This window comes from Sphingomonas sp. SFZ2018-12 (assembly GCF_022496715.1).
Lineage (GTDB): Bacteria > Pseudomonadota > Alphaproteobacteria > Sphingomonadales > Sphingomonadaceae > Sphingomonas.
On the sequence record NZ_WTFM01000001.1, the window covers coordinates 643,727 to 659,145 of the forward strand.

The 15,419-nt window shown below is 70.1% G+C and carries 18 protein-coding genes; 9 read left to right on the forward strand and 9 right to left on the reverse strand.

Annotated elements, in window-relative coordinates:
- The first annotated feature begins 11 nt into the window (after positions 1–11).
- Positions 12–347, forward strand: coding sequence for a hypothetical protein (locus GO308_RS03065; protein ID WP_240883764.1), 336 nt, complete (start codon positions 12–14; stop codon positions 345–347).
- A gap of 99 nt (positions 348–446) precedes the next feature.
- Here GO308_RS03065 and GO308_RS03070 read toward each other — a convergent pair whose 3' ends face one another.
- Positions 447–2,939 (reverse strand): alkaline phosphatase PhoX, encoded by a 2,493-nt coding sequence (locus tag GO308_RS03070; RefSeq protein WP_240883765.1) that lies wholly within the window; start codon positions 2,937–2,939, stop codon positions 447–449.
- Between the two features lie 313 nt (positions 2,940–3,252).
- Here GO308_RS03070 and GO308_RS03075 point away from each other — a divergent pair, with 313 nt between their 5' ends.
- The 3 genes from GO308_RS03075 to GO308_RS03085 are packed head-to-tail and all read left to right on the forward strand — an operon-like array spanning position 3,253 to position 4,552.
- On the forward strand, positions 3,253–3,654 hold the full coding sequence (locus GO308_RS03075) for a hypothetical protein (RefSeq protein ID WP_240883766.1): 402 nt from the start codon (positions 3,253–3,255) through the stop codon (positions 3,652–3,654).
- A complete protein-coding gene (locus tag GO308_RS03080) occupies positions 3,651–4,109 on the forward strand; it encodes a hypothetical protein (RefSeq protein WP_240883767.1) in 459 nt (152 codons plus the stop codon). Before GO308_RS03075 ends, GO308_RS03080 begins: the two co-directional genes overlap by 4 nt.
- Positions 4,100–4,552 carry a hypothetical protein gene (locus GO308_RS03085; protein ID WP_240883768.1) on the forward strand — a complete coding sequence of 151 codons (453 nt, stop codon included), beginning with the start codon at positions 4,100–4,102 and terminating at the stop codon, positions 4,550–4,552. Before GO308_RS03080 ends, GO308_RS03085 begins: the two co-directional genes overlap by 10 nt.
- On the opposite strand, the gene gspD is transcribed toward GO308_RS03085, so the two are convergent.
- Genes gspD through gspG form a run of 5 tightly spaced genes read right to left on the reverse strand, consistent with a single transcriptional unit; the run spans position 4,546 to position 8,750 of the window.
- Positions 4,546–6,621: a type II secretion system secretin GspD gene (gene gspD, locus GO308_RS03090; protein ID WP_240883769.1), complete on the reverse strand. Its 2,076-nt coding sequence runs from the start codon at positions 6,619–6,621 to the stop codon at positions 4,546–4,548. The two genes, GO308_RS03085 and gspD, sit on opposite strands and share 7 nt — an antisense overlap.
- Before the next feature lie 10 nt (positions 6,622–6,631).
- Positions 6,632–7,438 carry a type II secretion system protein N gene (locus GO308_RS03095; RefSeq protein ID WP_240883770.1) on the reverse strand — a complete coding sequence of 269 codons (807 nt, stop codon included), beginning with the start codon at positions 7,436–7,438 and terminating at the stop codon, positions 6,632–6,634.
- Entirely contained in the window at positions 7,435–7,812 is a 378-nt protein-coding gene (gspI, locus tag GO308_RS03100; protein ID WP_240883771.1) for a type II secretion system minor pseudopilin GspI, read from the reverse strand. The genes GO308_RS03095 and gspI overlap by 4 nt, the downstream gene beginning before the upstream one ends.
- Positions 7,809–8,267: a prepilin-type N-terminal cleavage/methylation domain-containing protein gene (locus GO308_RS03105; RefSeq protein ID WP_240883772.1), complete on the reverse strand. Its 459-nt coding sequence runs from the start codon at positions 8,265–8,267 to the stop codon at positions 7,809–7,811. Before GO308_RS03105 ends, gspI begins: the two co-directional genes overlap by 4 nt.
- 6 nt (positions 8,268–8,273) lie before the next feature.
- A complete protein-coding gene (gene gspG / locus GO308_RS03110; RefSeq protein ID WP_066482450.1) occupies positions 8,274–8,750 on the reverse strand; it encodes a type II secretion system major pseudopilin GspG in 477 nt (158 codons plus the stop codon).
- 90 nt (positions 8,751–8,840) lie between these two features.
- On the opposite strand from gspG, the gene gspL reads away from it, so the two are divergent.
- Genes gspL through GO308_RS03125 form a run of 3 tightly spaced genes read left to right on the forward strand, consistent with a single transcriptional unit; the run spans position 8,841 to position 11,946 of the window.
- Complete coding sequence (gene gspL / locus GO308_RS03115; protein ID WP_240883773.1) at positions 8,841–9,944, forward strand: type II secretion system protein GspL; 1,104 nt, start codon at positions 8,841–8,843, stop codon at positions 9,942–9,944.
- On the forward strand, positions 9,944–10,423 hold the full coding sequence (gene gspM / locus GO308_RS03120; RefSeq protein WP_066482447.1) for a type II secretion system protein GspM: 480 nt from the start codon (positions 9,944–9,946) through the stop codon (positions 10,421–10,423). The genes gspL and gspM overlap by 1 nt, the downstream gene beginning before the upstream one ends.
- Positions 10,420–11,946 carry a GspE/PulE family protein gene (locus tag GO308_RS03125; RefSeq protein ID WP_240883774.1) on the forward strand — a complete coding sequence of 509 codons (1,527 nt, stop codon included), beginning with the start codon at positions 10,420–10,422 and terminating at the stop codon, positions 11,944–11,946. Before gspM ends, GO308_RS03125 begins: the two co-directional genes overlap by 4 nt.
- Before the next feature lie 27 nt (positions 11,947–11,973).
- Here the strand turns inward: GO308_RS03125 and GO308_RS03130 are convergent, their stop codons facing one another.
- Together GO308_RS03130 and GO308_RS03135 are read right to left on the reverse strand one after the other, a co-directional pair.
- Positions 11,974–12,363 carry a hypothetical protein gene (locus GO308_RS03130; RefSeq protein WP_240883775.1) on the reverse strand — a complete coding sequence of 130 codons (390 nt, stop codon included), beginning with the start codon at positions 12,361–12,363 and terminating at the stop codon, positions 11,974–11,976.
- Positions 12,353–13,291, reverse strand: a complete 939-nt coding sequence (locus tag GO308_RS03135) for a DUF4157 domain-containing protein (RefSeq protein ID WP_240883776.1) — start codon at positions 13,289–13,291, stop codon at positions 12,353–12,355. The genes GO308_RS03130 and GO308_RS03135 overlap by 11 nt, the downstream gene beginning before the upstream one ends.
- A 5-nt stretch (positions 13,292–13,296) precedes the next feature.
- Between GO308_RS03135 and GO308_RS03140 the strand changes: the two genes are divergently transcribed.
- Both GO308_RS03140 and GO308_RS03145 read left to right on the forward strand, forming a co-directional pair.
- Positions 13,297–13,452, forward strand: a complete 156-nt coding sequence (locus GO308_RS03140) for a hypothetical protein (protein ID WP_240883777.1) — start codon at positions 13,297–13,299, stop codon at positions 13,450–13,452.
- On the forward strand, positions 13,449–14,675 hold the full coding sequence (locus GO308_RS03145; protein WP_240883778.1) for a type II secretion system F family protein: 1,227 nt from the start codon (positions 13,449–13,451) through the stop codon (positions 14,673–14,675). Before GO308_RS03140 ends, GO308_RS03145 begins: the two co-directional genes overlap by 4 nt.
- 47 nt (positions 14,676–14,722) lie before the next feature.
- Here the strand turns inward: GO308_RS03145 and gspN are convergent, their stop codons facing one another.
- Complete coding sequence (gene gspN / locus GO308_RS03150; RefSeq protein WP_240883779.1) at positions 14,723–15,355, reverse strand: type II secretion system protein N; 633 nt, start codon at positions 15,353–15,355, stop codon at positions 14,723–14,725.
- Positions 15,356–15,419: the final 64 nt, after the last annotated feature.

The following is a 15,419-nucleotide window of genomic DNA, read 5'->3' on the forward strand; positions in this document are numbered from 1 at the left end:
GCGGATATTGGATGGCACCGATGCTCCTGATCGCCGGATGCGAGTCTTCGCCCGACGTCGCTCGCAACGACATGACCGAAACCACGCTCAACTATCAGGCCGAAGTGGCGAAGCTGAACGAGGGTCAGCGCAACGGCGTGATGATCCGCGCGATCCGCGATGCCGGGATAGCGTGCCAGGGCGTGACCGCGACGGTGCCGATCGGCAGCGACAGCCCCGGCGTCTGGCGCGCCACCTGTCAGGACGGTGCGAGCCATGTCATCCAGATCAACCCGGACGGCAGCGCGAACGTGGTGAGTGCCGCCGCCGTCGGCGACGCGCCGGCCGCAAGCGCACCCGAAAGCTGATCGCTTACGGCCGTTTGGTGAATGCAAATCGGGCGACGCCGGCCTGGCCGACGTCGCCCGATTTTGTCATGCCCCCGATTTTGTGATGCCGACGTCGGGTCAGTAACCGACGACGCCGCCATCGTCCTTGGTGATCACCACCGTCGCCGAACGCGGGCGGCTGCCGGCCGCCGGGCCGGTCTGGCTCGCCGGCCAGTTGCTGGTGATGTTGGCGACGCTGCCGCCTTCGCCGGGGTGCTGGATGTTGACGAACAGGGTGCGGCCGTCGGGGGTCGAATCCACCCCGGTGATCTCGCAGCCGACGGGTCCGACCAGGAAGCGGCGCAGTGTCGTGCCGGGCGTGCGACCGATCAGCGTGGTCACGGTCGAGGAGGTACCGTTCGCCGCGGTGTTGGTCACCGTGCGGCTGCCGCCGTCGCCGACCGTGCCGGGAATGCCGACCAGCATCTGGTTGTTGGTGACGTCGGTGAAGGCGCCGTCATCGGTCTGCACCCAGAGCAGCGGCATCACCTGGCCCGACGGATTGGTCGGGCGACCGAACCACAGCCCGTCGGGGCTGGAGAAGTCATTGGTCGCATCCAGGCCCGACAAGTTGATGTTGGTCGCATCGAGATCCGACCCCGCACCAAAGGCATAGATATCCCAGGTGAAGGTGAGCGCTTCCGACGTGTTGCCGGTTTCGCGCAGGCGCAGGATGTGGCCGTTGCGGTTACCGCGCGACGTGCTGGGCGGATCGACATAGACGCGCGGGTTGGCCGCATCGACCAGCCGCTGGCTCGACGTCACCGTGTCGCCGGGGACGCGGCGATTGGCGTTGTTGGTCAGCGTCAGGTACATTTCGCCGGTGACCGGATTGACCGCGGTCCATTCCGGGCGGTCCATCGGCGTCGCGCCCAGCGCATCGGCGGCCAGACGCGCGTGCGTCAGCACGTCGGCCTGGTCGGCGAACGCATAGGTCGGATTGCTGGCAGTCAGCGGGCCCTGGCCGAACACCAGCGGACGCCACGCGCCCGTGCCGTCCGCATTGAACACCGCGACATAGAGCGTGCCGTTGTCGAGATACCGGTCGCCGATCGCGAGCCGGTTGGCCGCCTGGGCATCGGCGGCGGCCCAGGGCGTCGCCGACACGAACTTATAGACATATTCGTTCTGGGCATCGTCGCCCATGTACCAGGACGGGCGAACGCCCGCGACGAAGCGCGACGGCCAGGCACCTTCATGGTTCATGCGGCCCAGCGCCGTGCGCTTGCGCGGGGTGGCGGTCGGGTCATAGGGATCGACCTCAACGCACCAGCCATATTGATTGGGCTCGTTGCGATAGTCGGCGGTGGCGCTGGCGCCCGTCGCCTGCGCGTCCCATTTGCGGAAATTGGTATTGGCGGGATCGGCGGGCGTGACCGACGCCCAGCCGTAATTGCCGGTCGTGCTCGTCACCCCGTAGCGGGTCAGCGCGGTCACTTCGCGCGCGGTGCGGCGGGGATTGTCGGCGGCAGCCGGGCGACGGAAATAACCCGCCCAGTTTTCCTCGCAGGTGATGTTGGTGCCCCACGGCGTATAGCCATTGGCGCAGTTGTTGATCGTGCCGCGACCCGCGACGCCAGTGGGCGAGAAGACGGTCTGGATCAGCGCGTTGCCGCGCACGGGACCGTTGAATGCCATCGGCGTGTTGGGCGTGATGCGCCGGTTGAGCGGGCTGGCCTGGACATAGCTCCAGCGGCCGTCGGTGCCACGCACGACCTCGACGATGCTCAGCCCGTGCAGGTCGATCTCGATCGTTGCTTCGGATTCGGGACGCGCCCCGCCCGCCAGCGTGGTCGGGCCATTGGCGTGCAGATATTGCTCGGTGATGTTCTCATGGTTCATCACCAGCAGACCGCGTGTGCTGTTGTTGTCGTCGCGCGCGGTGCCGGTCGCGGCCAGGCCATAATAATAAAGCGCGTCGCCGTGATCGCCGGCGCGCTGCGCGAAGTTGGTGTCGGTGCCGTCGTTGCGATAGGCGGGCACGCCCGCCGCGATCGGATCGCCCATGCGATAGAGCACGCTCACCGAATAGCCGGCCGGCACCGTGACGACGTCGTTGCGATTGCGCGCGACCGACTGGAAGCCGAGCGACGGCGGCGCGACATTGACGGTCGTATCCGCCTGGAACGCGACGCCGTTGGTATTGGTGGCGGTGTAGCGGAAGGTCAGCGGCGTGCTGGTCGCTACCGCCGGCGCGATGAAGGTCGCGCTGCTGCTGTTCGGATTGGCTAGCGTGACGGTCGGGCCCGACACCTGGGTAAAGCTCTGTCCGGTGACTGTGCCGCCGGTCGCCGATCCGGTCAGCGTGACGACGCGACCGGCCGATGCGGTGCCTTGCGTGCCCGCGCTGACGCTCAACGCTTCCGCATTCGCCGTGCTGCCGTCATCGTCGCACGCCGCGAGCAGCGAGCCGCCGAACACCGCGATCGCGGCGGCCGACGTGCCGCTGCGCATCGTGTCGCGGCGCGAATAGCGCCGGGCGACCAGATCGTTCAGCGTTTCGCGCAGGCTGGGGTTGGTGTCGATATCGCCGTCGCTATAGGCAAGGCTGTTATCGGGCGTGTCGAGCATGGCGTGTCCCCCAGAAGCGAGAATCGCGCCAGCCGGGAATGCGGCGGCGCCGACGCCGGAATTGGTCTAATCTTGCGACACTATGATGTTGGTGAAGCGACAGAACGGTGAACCAAATAAAACATTCGCATGACAGCCTGGCCCGCGGGCGACAAACGCCTTGTGTTCACGGGGGCAGGGGCTAGGCGACGTCGGGATGACGGACGGCGCGCCGCGATCATTGTTCGACCAGTTGGCCGCGCGTCTTCGTGGGCGACCGTGGCGGCGAACGGGCGCGACCGCACCACGCGCGCCAGCGCATCGGCACGCAGCGATGATCGCGCTGCTGCTTGCGTCGATCCCGTTCAGTTCGTGGATCGGTGCCGAATGGCTGACGCGGGGCGCGCGGGCGGATGTGGCCGCGATGGCGCGGCGGGCCGCGCCGATGCGGCAGGCCCGCGCGGGGGAGGCGCGCACGCGACGCAACCTGGCGCAGTGGGTCGCCGCGCCGCACGCGGTCCAGCAAGTTGATCGTCTGGGCAGCGCGCTCGACGATGCGGACCGCCTCGTGTCGGTCGAGCGCGCTGCCGATGGCATGCTGGCGGTCGATGTGCTGACGGCCGACCCGGCGCGGCTGCGCACGCGGCTGCGCGCCGTACCGGGCATTCCGCCGCTGCGCACCGTGGCGGAGCGACGCGGCGACGGCGCGCTCATCGTGCGGTTCAGATCGCGATGAGGGGTCTCGTATGGGGCATTGCCGTCGCCGGACTGCTTGCGAGCTTCCCCGCCGTGCGCGCGGTGAACGCGCTCGCCACGGTGCGTGCAGAGCGCGCGGCGCTTGCCGCCGAGCTTGCGGCTGGCCCGCCGCGCTCCACACCGCTGGTCGAACCCGGCCGCGCGCGGGTCGCGGCTGGCCGCAAGGCGGCGCAGGGGATGCTGGCGGACGAAACGCGCCGCCGCGCGCGGGCGGGCGGGGTGCTGGTCGAACGGCTGGACGCCGCGACGGGCCAGGACGCACCGGGGTTGGCGGCAATCCGCGTGCGGCTTTCCGGATCAGAAAAGGCGGTCCTCGCGCTGGTCGGCGAGTTGGAGCGCGAACGCCCGGTCACGCGGTTTCGCGCGTGGCGGCTCGCTGCCGATGCGGACGGTCGGCTGACCCTTGACGCGGTGCTGGTCGCGCCATGGCGATGAAACGCGATCAGCCCCTGGCCCTTCCGGCGGCTGCACTGGCGGCGATCGTCGTCCCCATGCTGGTCCTCGCGCTGGCGGGGCGGGGCGGGGCCGCGCCGGCTCGCCACAGGGCGCCCGCCCCACCGATCCGTATCGTCCCCATGGCGGCTGAGGCGACGCCCCGCCTGTTCAGCCGACCCCTGTTCGCGCCCGATCGATCCGTCATCGGCGACGGGGTCCCCGCCGATGCACCCGCGCTGGTCGGCGTGGTCGGTCGAATCGATCGCGACGCGGTGGCGCTGGTGCGCGAAGCCGGCGGGACGGGTGCCGCGCGCGCGCTCGCGGTGGGGGAGTCGATCGACGGGTGGCGGCTCGTGTCGCTGACGATCGACGCCGCCTATTTCGAACGGGCGGGCCGGCGCGCGCGCGTGCCGCTGCCCGGCGATCCCGCCGTCGATCAGTAGATGCCGTCGATTTCCAGCGTCAGCCGGGGTGCCTTGCGCCGGATCAGCAGGCTTTCGCGCTTGGTCAGTTCGGCTTCGTCGCGGCGCAGGCGATCATAGCGGCTCTGTGCGGCGGTGGTCGCATCCGCGCCGTCGCGAATGATCGTCGGCTTCAGGAAGATGAACAGCGACCGCTTGGTCCGCGACTCGCGCCGCGCCTTGAACAGCTCGCCCAACAGCGGGATGTCCCCCAGCACCGGCACCTGACTGCGCGACGACCGCTCATCGTCGGAGATCAGACCGCCGAGCACGATCGTCGATCCGTTGTCGGCGAGCACCTTGGTCGTGATCGAGCGCCGGTTGGTGATCAGGTCGGTCGCGTTCTGCACCTGGACGGGCGCGATCGACGACGCCTCCTGTGCGACCTCGAGCTGGATCGTATCGCCGGCATTGACGCGCGGCAGGATGCGCAGCTTGATCCCGACATCGCGCCGTTCGATGGTCGTGAACGGGTTGACGTTTGCCCCTTCGGTCAGGATCGATCCGGTGACGAAGGGCACTTCCTGGCCGACCGTGATCTCGCCGACCTCGTTGTCGAGCGCCATGATCTGGGGCGTCGAGAGCAAATTGGCCTTTTCCGAAGTGCCGAGCGCCTGGACGAGAATCGAGAAATCATTGCCGAACGCGACGTTCCCGGTCAGCCCGCTGCCCAGCAGCGCGCCCGCCGGCACGCCCAGCGCGGTCAGGATGCCGCCGAGCGAGGGCGAGCCGGTGTTGCTGAACGACGTCGCCGCCCCCTCGACCTGATCGAGTACCGCGCCGCTGGTGCCGAGCTGGATCGCGAGCTGTTCGGCATCGTCGCCGGTGATTTCCGCGATCGCCGCCTCGATCAGCACCTGCGGCCGGCGCACGTCCAGGTCGGCGATGATCCCCTCGACCGATGAGATGGCGGCCGGCGTGCCGCGGACGACGATGCCGTTGATCTCGGGCGCGGGCTGGACCGTCAGACTGGGGGTGGAAAAGCCGGCCGGCGTCGCCGCGCGCCCGCCGCCGCTTTCGGACGGGAGCGTCACCGATCCCCCCTGCGACCCGCCCTCGCCGTCGCCGACCGCGTCGCCCAGTGCGGCCTGCGCCGCCGAATTGCGCGCGATCAGGTTGGAAACCGCCGCCGACGGCCGGTTGACGCGTCCGGCACCGCCCTGAAGGCTGCGCGCGACGGGGTTGGTCGCTTCCGCGTCGATCCCCAGTACGCCGCGCAGGATTTCGGTCACCGATTCGGCATCTGCATAGTTCAGCCGGAACAGGCGCGTGCGCGGCGTCGCGCCGCCGGGCGCGTCGAGCACCTGGGCGATGCGCCGCGCTTCGGCTACCGCTGACGGTGTCCCGCGGACGATGACCGTGTTGCTGCGCGCGTCCGCGGCGATGCGCGTCGTGCCCGCGCCGTTGCCTTCGCCCAGTACCCCCTGCAGCGACTCGGCGACCTGCGCCGCATCGCCGTTCTTCAACAGGATGGTGGTAAAGGTCGACCCGCCGCCGCCGTCGAGAGAGCGTGCGACCTGCTCGACGCGGCGCACATTGTCGGCATAGTCCGTCACGACGATCGCATTGGGGCTGGTCAGCGGCTCGACGCTGCCAAAGCTCGCCACGAGCGGACGGACGACCCGCGCCGCGTCGGCAGACGACACGTTCGCCAGGCGAATCATGCGGGTGACCAGTTCCTGGCCGCCGCTCGACCGCGACGGGACCCCGCCGTCGCGAATCGCGTTCGCCTGGGGCACGATACGCCACGCCCGGCCGGATCGCACTGCGGCAAAGCCATTGGCGCGCAGCACCGACAGGAACAATTCCCACGCTCCCGTCGCCGTCAGCGGATCGGCGGACGTCACCGTCACGAGCCCCTTCACATTGGGGTCGAGGATCAGCGTGCGGCCGGTGATGCGCGAAATCTGGTCGGCGACATCGGCGATTTCGACCCCGCGCATGTTGACGACAATGTCGCGCGGCTCGGCGGCGGTCTGCGCCAGCACCGGCTGGAGCGCGACGGCGCTCAACGTCAGGGCGGCGATGGCGGAGCGGATGGGTTGGCGCACGGGTGCAACTCTATTCCAGAGGGATCGTGATCGTAATCTGTTTGCCGTCGCGCAGGATGTTGACCTGCGCCTGCCCCGATTCGACCGCGGCGGCAAGCGCGGATTCGGCAGCTGCGGGGCTGCTGAGCGATGCGCCGTTGATCGACTGGATCACGTCGCCGGGCCGCATCCCCGGCGGCGCGGCGCTGCCCACTGCGAACCCGTTGGCGACGGGGCGCGCGTCGAGGCGTTTCATTGCCTGCATGACAGAAGCCGAGGCCGGGACGGGTCCCGGCGCGCCGCCCGGCCGCGTCGGCGCGGGGGCGGCGGTCGGCGCAGCGGGCGCGGTCACAGTGGTGCCCGCGGCCGGGCCGGACGCGCCCGGGGTCAGGTTCGGGAAGGCAAGAAACTCGGCCCGACCGGCATTGTCGATCAGCACGCGGTCGCGCAGGATCCCGGTGATCGTGGCGCCTTCCAGCCCTTCACCGACGCGAAAGGGGCGCGCGGGCTGGCCGCCGACCTCGATGAACGCCGCGGCGAGGTCCGGCGACTGCGCGGCGATCACGCCCTTCAGCACCGCCGCAATGCCCGTCGGCTGGCCCGCTTCGGCGACGGTGGCGGCGGTGCCGAACGGCGCGAGCGCCAGGATCGGGCCGGGATCGACGGGCGCGCTGACCGCACCCCGACCGCCCGGCACGGTGATTGCGCCGGTGCCGGCATGGCCGGCAATCCGCCAGGTCAGTCCGGCCAGCGCGACGGCCACCGAAATCACCATCAGCGCCGTCAGGATGTCGAGCGTAGTGCGAATCTGGCGCGAGGAGAGCGGAAACCCGGTCACGAGGCCGCACCTGCGACAAAGCCGTCGAGCACGGCAAGCGAAGATTTCTCCCCGCGCGCGAAAACCTCGATCCGCACCCGATCCACCTCGGGGTCGCCAGTGCGGCGGCGATCGACCGTGACGCGCCACGGCTGGCCGAGCAGGTCGACTTCCCCGGTATTCGCTTCCGGCAGGCCGAGCTCGAGCTCCGCCAGCCGATTCTCCGCCACCCACATCGCCGTTGCCCGCCTTTCCAGCGCGCGGGTGGAATCGATATGCGTTTCGACGGTGCGCACCAGGCCGACCGTGGCGATCGCCAGGATCGCCAGCGCGACGAGCGCCTCGATCAGCGAGAATCCCGCCTCCGATGCCTCCGACGCGCGACGCGGTCTCATCGCCCGGTCGCCGGCCGTGCGGTGGCGGTCAGGCCGTCATAGGTCACGCGCCACCGCTGGGCGCCGCTGGCGATCGTGGCGGACAGCTGCGCGCGGCCGCCGTCGATGCCCAGGATGATCGGCGGGGGCTGGTCCAGCGTGACGACGATCCCGTCCGGCAATTGGTGAAAGGCGAGCGCACCGTCGGTCCGCTGCACCCAGCCGTTGCCGCCGTTGATCGCGAAGCCGTAGCCGTCCTTGGCGGCGGTGAACGCGACCATCCGATCGCCCAGCATCGCGTCGTCCGCGGCTGCCTGGATTCGCCCTGCCAGTCGGCGCGCCTCCGTCTCGACATTCGGCGCGCGGGTCGCCGCCCCGATGCCCAGCGTCACCGCGCCCGCCATCACCCCGATGATCGCCAGCACGATCATAATCTCGATCAGGGTCAACCCGGCTTCGGCGTGGCGTACCCGCATCGGCGATCAGTTCCGCGCGCCGCCGATGTCCGCATCCAGTCCTTCGCCGCCCGGCTTGCCATCCCGCCCGAGCGAGATGAGCGAAAAGGTCGTGCCGTTGGATTCGTAGGCATAGGGATTGCCCCACGGATCGACCGGTGTCTGCGACAGATAGCCGCCCTCGGGAAAGCTTGCCGGCACCGGTGGCGTCGCCGGCCGGACCGCGAGCGCCTTCAGCCCCTGCGACGTCGTCGGATAGGTGCCGTTGTCGAGCCGATAGAGCTTGAGCGCGCCCGAGATGCTCGCGATGTCCGTCGTCGCGGTGGTGACGCGCGCCTGATCCGGGCGGCCGATCACGTTGGGGACGATCAATGCCGCCACGAGCGCGATGATCGCCAGCACGACGATGATTTCGACCAGCGTCAGCCCGGCCTCGCCGCTGCGCATGTGCGCGGGACGCTTGCCGTCGCCCGTGCCGGGTGCCACGGTGTCATCGACCAACATGTCGTCGAATTGTCTCAAAACTATGTGCATCCCCGTCCCATGCGTTCGATGAATGAAAGCAATGTTACAGCCGGGCTTCCCGCGGCGGCGATGACCACCGTTCGACACGAGCGCGCAGCCGGCCCGGCCGACGGCGTGTGGACGCTGGCGGACGGGCAGCCGAGCATAGTCGATCCCGATGGCCCCGCAACCGTGCTGGTGCCGAGCGAGCAGGTCCGCGTGATCGCGGTCGACCTGCCGCTGCGCAGCCGCGCCCGCCGGCTGGAGGCGCTGCCTTTTGCGGTCGAGGACCAGATCGCCGATCCCGTCGACAGCGTCCACCTGGCGCTGGGGGCATCGATCGGCGACCAACGCTATCTGGTCGGGGTGGTCAGGCATGCGGTGATGGCGGCCTGGATCGCCGACCTCGAAGCGGCGGGGCTCGACCATGCGGCGCTGGTCCCCGATGCGCTGGCGCTGCCGCAGGCGGCCGACGGCGGCTGGACGGTCGCGCTGGCCGATGGCAGGGCGCGGGTGCGCACCGGCGACGGGGCTGGCTTCGCGGTCAATGTAGGCCTGCTCGCCGCTGCCTGGGATCGGGCGGGGCGGCCGGCGATTTTGTCGCTGGGCGACGCGCTGCCGGGCGCGATGCAGGACGCGGCGCCCGCGGTTCCGGCAGCGGGTGAGGTGGATGCGCTGGCGGCGCGACTGCAGCGTCCGCCGCTCGACCTGCGCCAGGGCAACTATGTCCGGCGGGTCCGGATCGGCGGCACCGGTCAGTGGCGCCGCCTGGGCTGGATCGTCGGACTGGGCGTGGCTGCGCACACGCTGATCGCCGTGGCGGATACCGCGATGCTTCGCGTGATCGCCGATCGTCGGGAGGCCGATACCCGCGCGCTCGTCGCGTTGATGGCGCCGGGCGCGGTCATCAGCGAGGATGTCGCGACCGACGCGACCCGGATGTTGCCGGTGCCGCAGGCGCGTGAGCGGTTCCTGCCCCTGCTCGGCCGGGTGTCGGCTGCGCTGGCGCCCGTAGCGCCCGAGCTTTCGGTGCGCGCGATGCGCTTTGCCGGGACGACGCTGACCGTCGAGCTCGACGCGCGCGAGGCCGGGCTGGCCGAGCGGGTCAACGCGGCATTGCGCACCGCCGGGGTCCGTGCACAGGCGACCGCCGGGCCCGACGGCCTGGTCCGCATCGTGGCGGAGGGCGCGTGATGGCCGTGTGGCGCGAACGCCTGTCGGGCCTGTCGCTGTGGTGGGCGGGACTATCGCTGCGGGAGCGCGTGCTCGTTGGCGTGCTCGCCACGCTGCTGGGGCTGGCGGTCCTGATCTACGGCGTGGTGAAGCCGCTGCAGGCCGCGCGCGCCGATGCGATCGCGGATATTCGGGGCTTTGAGACGCTGAACGCCCGCATCCGCGCGGCGGGGACGCTGGTGACCGCGCCGCAGCCCCAGGCCGACGGGCCGATCGAGGCGCAGGTCGCCGCGGCTGCCAGCCGCGCGGGCGTCAGTGCTGCGATCGTTCCTGCCGGCGGCGGCGGCGCGCGCGCGACGATCGCTGATGCGCGCTATGACGCGCTGATCGCGTTCCTGGCCGATGCGCGCCAGTCGAGCGGGGTCGGGATCGCCCGTGCCGACATCACGCGCCTGCCGACAAGCGGCCATGTCGCCGCGACGATCGAGTTCACGCGATGACGCCCACCGATCCGCTCGCGCTGACCGAGCCCGCCGCCGACGAAGCGCCTGCGCCGGCCGCCGCGCGTCTGCCCTACGCCTATGCGCGCCGCCATGGCGTCGTCCTGTCCGCGGACGCTCGGGGACCGGGCTTCGCATGCCGTCATCGCGCCGACGCGCCGCTCGAGGCGCTGCTGGAGGTCCAGCGGATCGCGCCCGATGCGCGGTTCGAGGAAGTCGACGCCGCCGTCTTCGATGCGGCACTGGGCGCGGCCTATGCCGAACGCGCCGGGGCTGCGGCCGAGTTCGAGATGGACGAGGTCGATCTGGCGGCGCTCGCCGACAGCGCAGCATCGGTCGACGACCTGCTCGATACGCGCGACGATTCGCCCGTCATTCGCCTCATCAACGCGATCCTGCTCGAAGCGATCAAGGAAGGGGCGTCCGATGTCCATGTCGAGACGCAGGAACGCCGGCTGGTCGTGCGCTTCCGCATCGACGGGGTGCTGCGCGACATCGTCGAGCCGCAGCGCGCGCTCGCGCCGCTGCTCGTCAGCCGCATCAAGGTGATGGCGAAGCTCGACATCGCCGAACGCCGCGTCCCCCAGGATGGGCGCGTCACGCTGCGCATCGGCGGCCATGATGTCGACGCGCGCGTCTCGACCATCCCGACCCAGCATGGCGAACGAGTGGTGATGCGGTTGCTGGAGCGTGGCGGCATGACGCTCGACCTCGCCAGCCTGGGGATGAGCGAGCGCGACCGCGCGGTGTTCACCCGGCTGCTCGAGCGGCCCAACGGCATGTTGCTGGTCACCGGCCCGACCGGATCGGGCAAGACGACGACGCTCTATACGGCGCTCACCCGGCTCAACGACCGCAAGCGCAACGTGATGACGGTCGAGGACCCGATCGAATACGAGCTGCCCGGCATCGCGCAGACCCAGGTCAATCCGCGCACCGACATGACCTTCGCCCGCGGCCTGCGCGCGATCCTGCGCCAGGATCCGGACGTCATCATGGTCGGCGAAATCCGCGACCAGGAAACCGCGCAGGTCGCGGTGCGGTCGGCGATGACCGGGCACTTCGTGCTGTCGACGCTGCACACCAATTCGGCGGTCGGATCGGTCACGCGGCTGATCGACATGGGGGTCGAACGATATCTGCTCGCGCCGATGGTGGTCGGGCTGGTCGCCCAGCGGCTCGTGCGCAAGCTGTGCACCGATTGCCGGCGGCAGGATGCGGCGGGCGAGGGCGATGTCGCGCTGCTCGGCGGGGGTTTGCGCGTCGGCGAGCCGGTGTGGCGCGCGGTGGGATGCGATGCATGCCATGGCGACGGCTATCGCGGTCGCGCCGGTGTCTATGAGGTCGTCGCAGTAGAGGACGCATTCCAGGCGATGATCCATGACGGTGCGAGCGAGGCGGAGCTGGAGCGCGCGGCGCGCGCCGGCGGCAATCCCGGCCTGATCGACGATGGCGTCGCCAAGGTGCGCGCCGGGCTGACCACGGTCGAGGAAGTTGCCCGCGTCGTGCGCGAGGACGCCTGACGCCCCTGTCCGCCGGATCGCCGAGGATCAGCGCGGGTCGGGGCGATAGTCGAACTCGACCGCGCCGGACAGGCCCGTCCCGGCGACCCTCACCCGATATCGCGCGCCCGGGCGCAGTGGAGCTGCCCCGTCGCTGCCGAAGCCGGCGGGGGGCATGCCGTAGACAAAGACGTTCACGCAGGCGGTGCTGCGCGAATCCTGGCTGATGTCCCACACCGGCAATGCGTCGGCGGGGGCGGCGGGATAGACGCTGACGCTGTCGATGCAAGGCGGGTCGTCGCCGGATGCGCGCCGGATGTTGAGCCGAACCTCGCCGCCGCGCTGATCGACGTCGATCTCCACGCCCTGCTGGCAGCCCGCGAGCGCAATCAGCGCGGCCGCGGCGACGACGGCGCCTCGCCGACGCTCAAAGGCCATAGATGCCCGTGCCCTCCAGACGCCGCTCAAGATCGCGGATTTTCGCCTGATCCTCCGGCCGGGTGGATTCGCGCACGCGGGCATAATCGCCGACCATTTCGGCCTGACCCTCGATCGTCTCCTGCGCAAAGGTCGTCTGGCGCTCGTCATACCGGTAGACGGCGTTGCGGTCGCCCCCGTGCGCGGCGAGGTCGCTGGCATATTTCGCCCCGAACGAACCATAGCCCATCTCTTCATACTGTACGACATGGGCGAATTCGTGAAGCAGCAGTTCACGCTCCGCGCCGGGCTGACCAAGGTCGGACGAATAGGACCTCGGTGCCAGGTAAATCGTGTCGCCGATCGTGATCGCCGGATTGCCGCCGATTCGGAACGCCGCATGCGCGGCCGGGGAGTAGCCCGCACCATTGACGATGCGCACATTATCGAGGTCGACCCGGTTGCCATAGGCGGCGCGAACGGCGCTACGCTCGTCCGGCGTGAGCGGGCGGGCCCGGTCGCCCCGCATCGAATCGGCAAGCGCGTCGGCGGCACCGTGCGGAAGTGCGGCGAGTCGTTCGCTGACCGCATCCGCCAATCGCTCCAGCTGGTCGGTTCCCATGCGCGCGAGCTCCGCGGCGCTGGGCAGGCGCGGCAGGCCGGGCAGTCTCGGCAGCGTCGGGATGCCGGGGATTTCGGGAACCGACGGCAGGGGGATGTCGGCGATCATCGTTTCGCGCATCAGCTCCCCGGTTTGCACCGGGGTGAGGGCAGGCGTCGCCTGATTGAAGCGGGCGAGCGCAGCGGCCGGGTCCTGCGCTGCCAGCGCCGTGATCTCGCGACCGATCGCATCGGTATCGACGCGGCCCAGTCGATCGAGCGGGAGCGGATCCGCCGGCAGCGAAGGGCGGTCGGCAATCGCGGGGGAAACGCTGTTGATCGCGGTCATCGTCAATGTCCTCCGTCGGCACGGTCAAGGTCGCCGCGACACTGGTCCGCCGCCGCGCGATCGCAAATAGTCGCTTCGACTATCCGTCGGCGGGGCTGTCGCCCGTCATGCGGCTGTGCTTAAAGCGCGCGTCGACATCGGGTGAGGATTGCGGCCCATGACTGCCTATGCCTGGCGTGCCGCCGACCGGAGCGGTGCGGAAAAGAAAGGCATCATCGAAGCTTCGTCGCCCGCCGCGGCGCGCGCGCTGCTGCGTGAACAGGCGCTGCTGCCGCTGCGGGTCGAACCCGCCAATGATCGCGGGCCTGCAGCCGGCGCGATCCGGCTGCCGGGCTTCGGGCGGCGCGGGCCGAACGCGCGCCAGCTGGCGACGATCACGCGCCAGATCGCGACATTGGTCGGCTCCGACATCCCGATCGAGGAATCGCTCCGGCTGGTCGCCACCCAGTCCGAAGTGCCGGCGATCAATTCGCTGCTGCTCAATGTGCGCGGCGCGATCCTCGACGGCCGCAGCTTCGCTGCCGCGCTCGGCCAGTATCCGCGCGCCTTTCCCGATTTCTACCGCGCCTCGGTCGCGGCGGGCGAGCAGTCGGGCAAGCTCACCCACGTCCTCAACCACCTGGCCGAGTTCGTGGAAACCCGCCACGCCAATGGCCAGAAGCTGCAGCTCGCCTTGCTTTACCCCGCGCTGCTCGCGGCGGTCAGCTTCGGCATGATGGTGTTGCTGATGGTCTATGTCGTGCCCGACATCGTCCGCGTCTTTGTCTCGCGCGGGGCCGACTTGCCCTTCCTCACCCGCGCACTGATCGCGATGAGCGCCTTCATCCAGAATTACGGACTGATCGTCGTGATCGCGGCGCTGGCTGGTTTCATGCTGTTCGGGCGCTGGAACCGGCGGCCGGAGAACCGGCTGCGCGTCCATCGCTGGTTCAACGCGCATCGGCCGTTCGCGCGCTTCAGTCGCCAGTTCAACGCTGCGCGTTTCGCGGGCTCGCTCGCCACGCTGGTGGAAAGCGCGGTGCCGCTGGTGGAGGCGCTGCAGGCGGCTGCTGCCGTCACGCCCAATTTGTGGGTGCGCGAGAAGGCGCTGGGTGTCGCCGCGCGCGTGCGCGAGGGGGTCAGCCTGCGCGGGGCGATGACCGAGGCGGGCGTGTTCCCGACGATGCTGGTGGCGATCGTCGCCTCGGGCGAATCGAGCGGCCGTCTCGCCCCGGCGCTCGGCCGTGCGTCGAACGAACTGCAGCGCGAGCTGGACGCGCTGGTCTCGACCCTGGTCGCGCTGGTCGAGCCGCTGGTGCTGCTGGTGATGGGCGGGCTGGTGCTGCTGATGGTCCTCGCCATCCTGCTGCCGATCATCAACCTCAACAATCTGGTGCAGATTTAGGGGCGGGCACACCTGCCCGAACCAGTGACCCTGTCGGGCCGATCGGCCTAAAGCGATCCCCGGATGCTTACGCCCGCCGGAATGCCGGTAAAGGGCAGCGCGGCCGCACCGTCGGGCGTCATCCTGACCGACAGCGTGCCGTCCTCGCCGAGCGACGCATCAACGAGCGTCTTCAGCCGCTGCGTCTGTGGGGTCAGGCGGATACGGCTTTCATTGCCGATCGGCTCGGCGGTCAGGCGCAGCGCCTCGACCGGGCTCGTCGTGCCCCCGCGCGCGAGGGTGCAGGCGCCGGGATCGGTAACGATCGTCCCTTCCGCGCGTTGACCGCCGCCGCTGCCGAGCACCAGCTTCTTCATCTCGACCTGCATGGTCAGATCGCAGGTGAAGCCCAGGTCGGGCCACGCGGCCTCGATCAGCCGGGCGTCCGCCGAGCCGCTGACCGCATCGAGCACCCAACGGCCGGGCCGGACGAGGATGCGCCCGCCGAGATCGGTGTTCACGCCCGTCGCGCGCCAGTCCGCGGCGAGCCCGAGACTGGTCAGCGAGCGCAGTGGTGCGAAGTCCCAGCGCAGCGTGCTTCCGCCCGCGACGCCGACCTCCCCGTGCCATACCGTGCCCGACACGCCCGTGCGCCAGGGTTTGTTGCGGATGATGATGCTGGCGGGCATGGTCACGACCATCGCGAGCAGATACGAGGCTATGCCGATCCCGGCGAACAGGATAAGACGCCGCCGACCCTCGAAA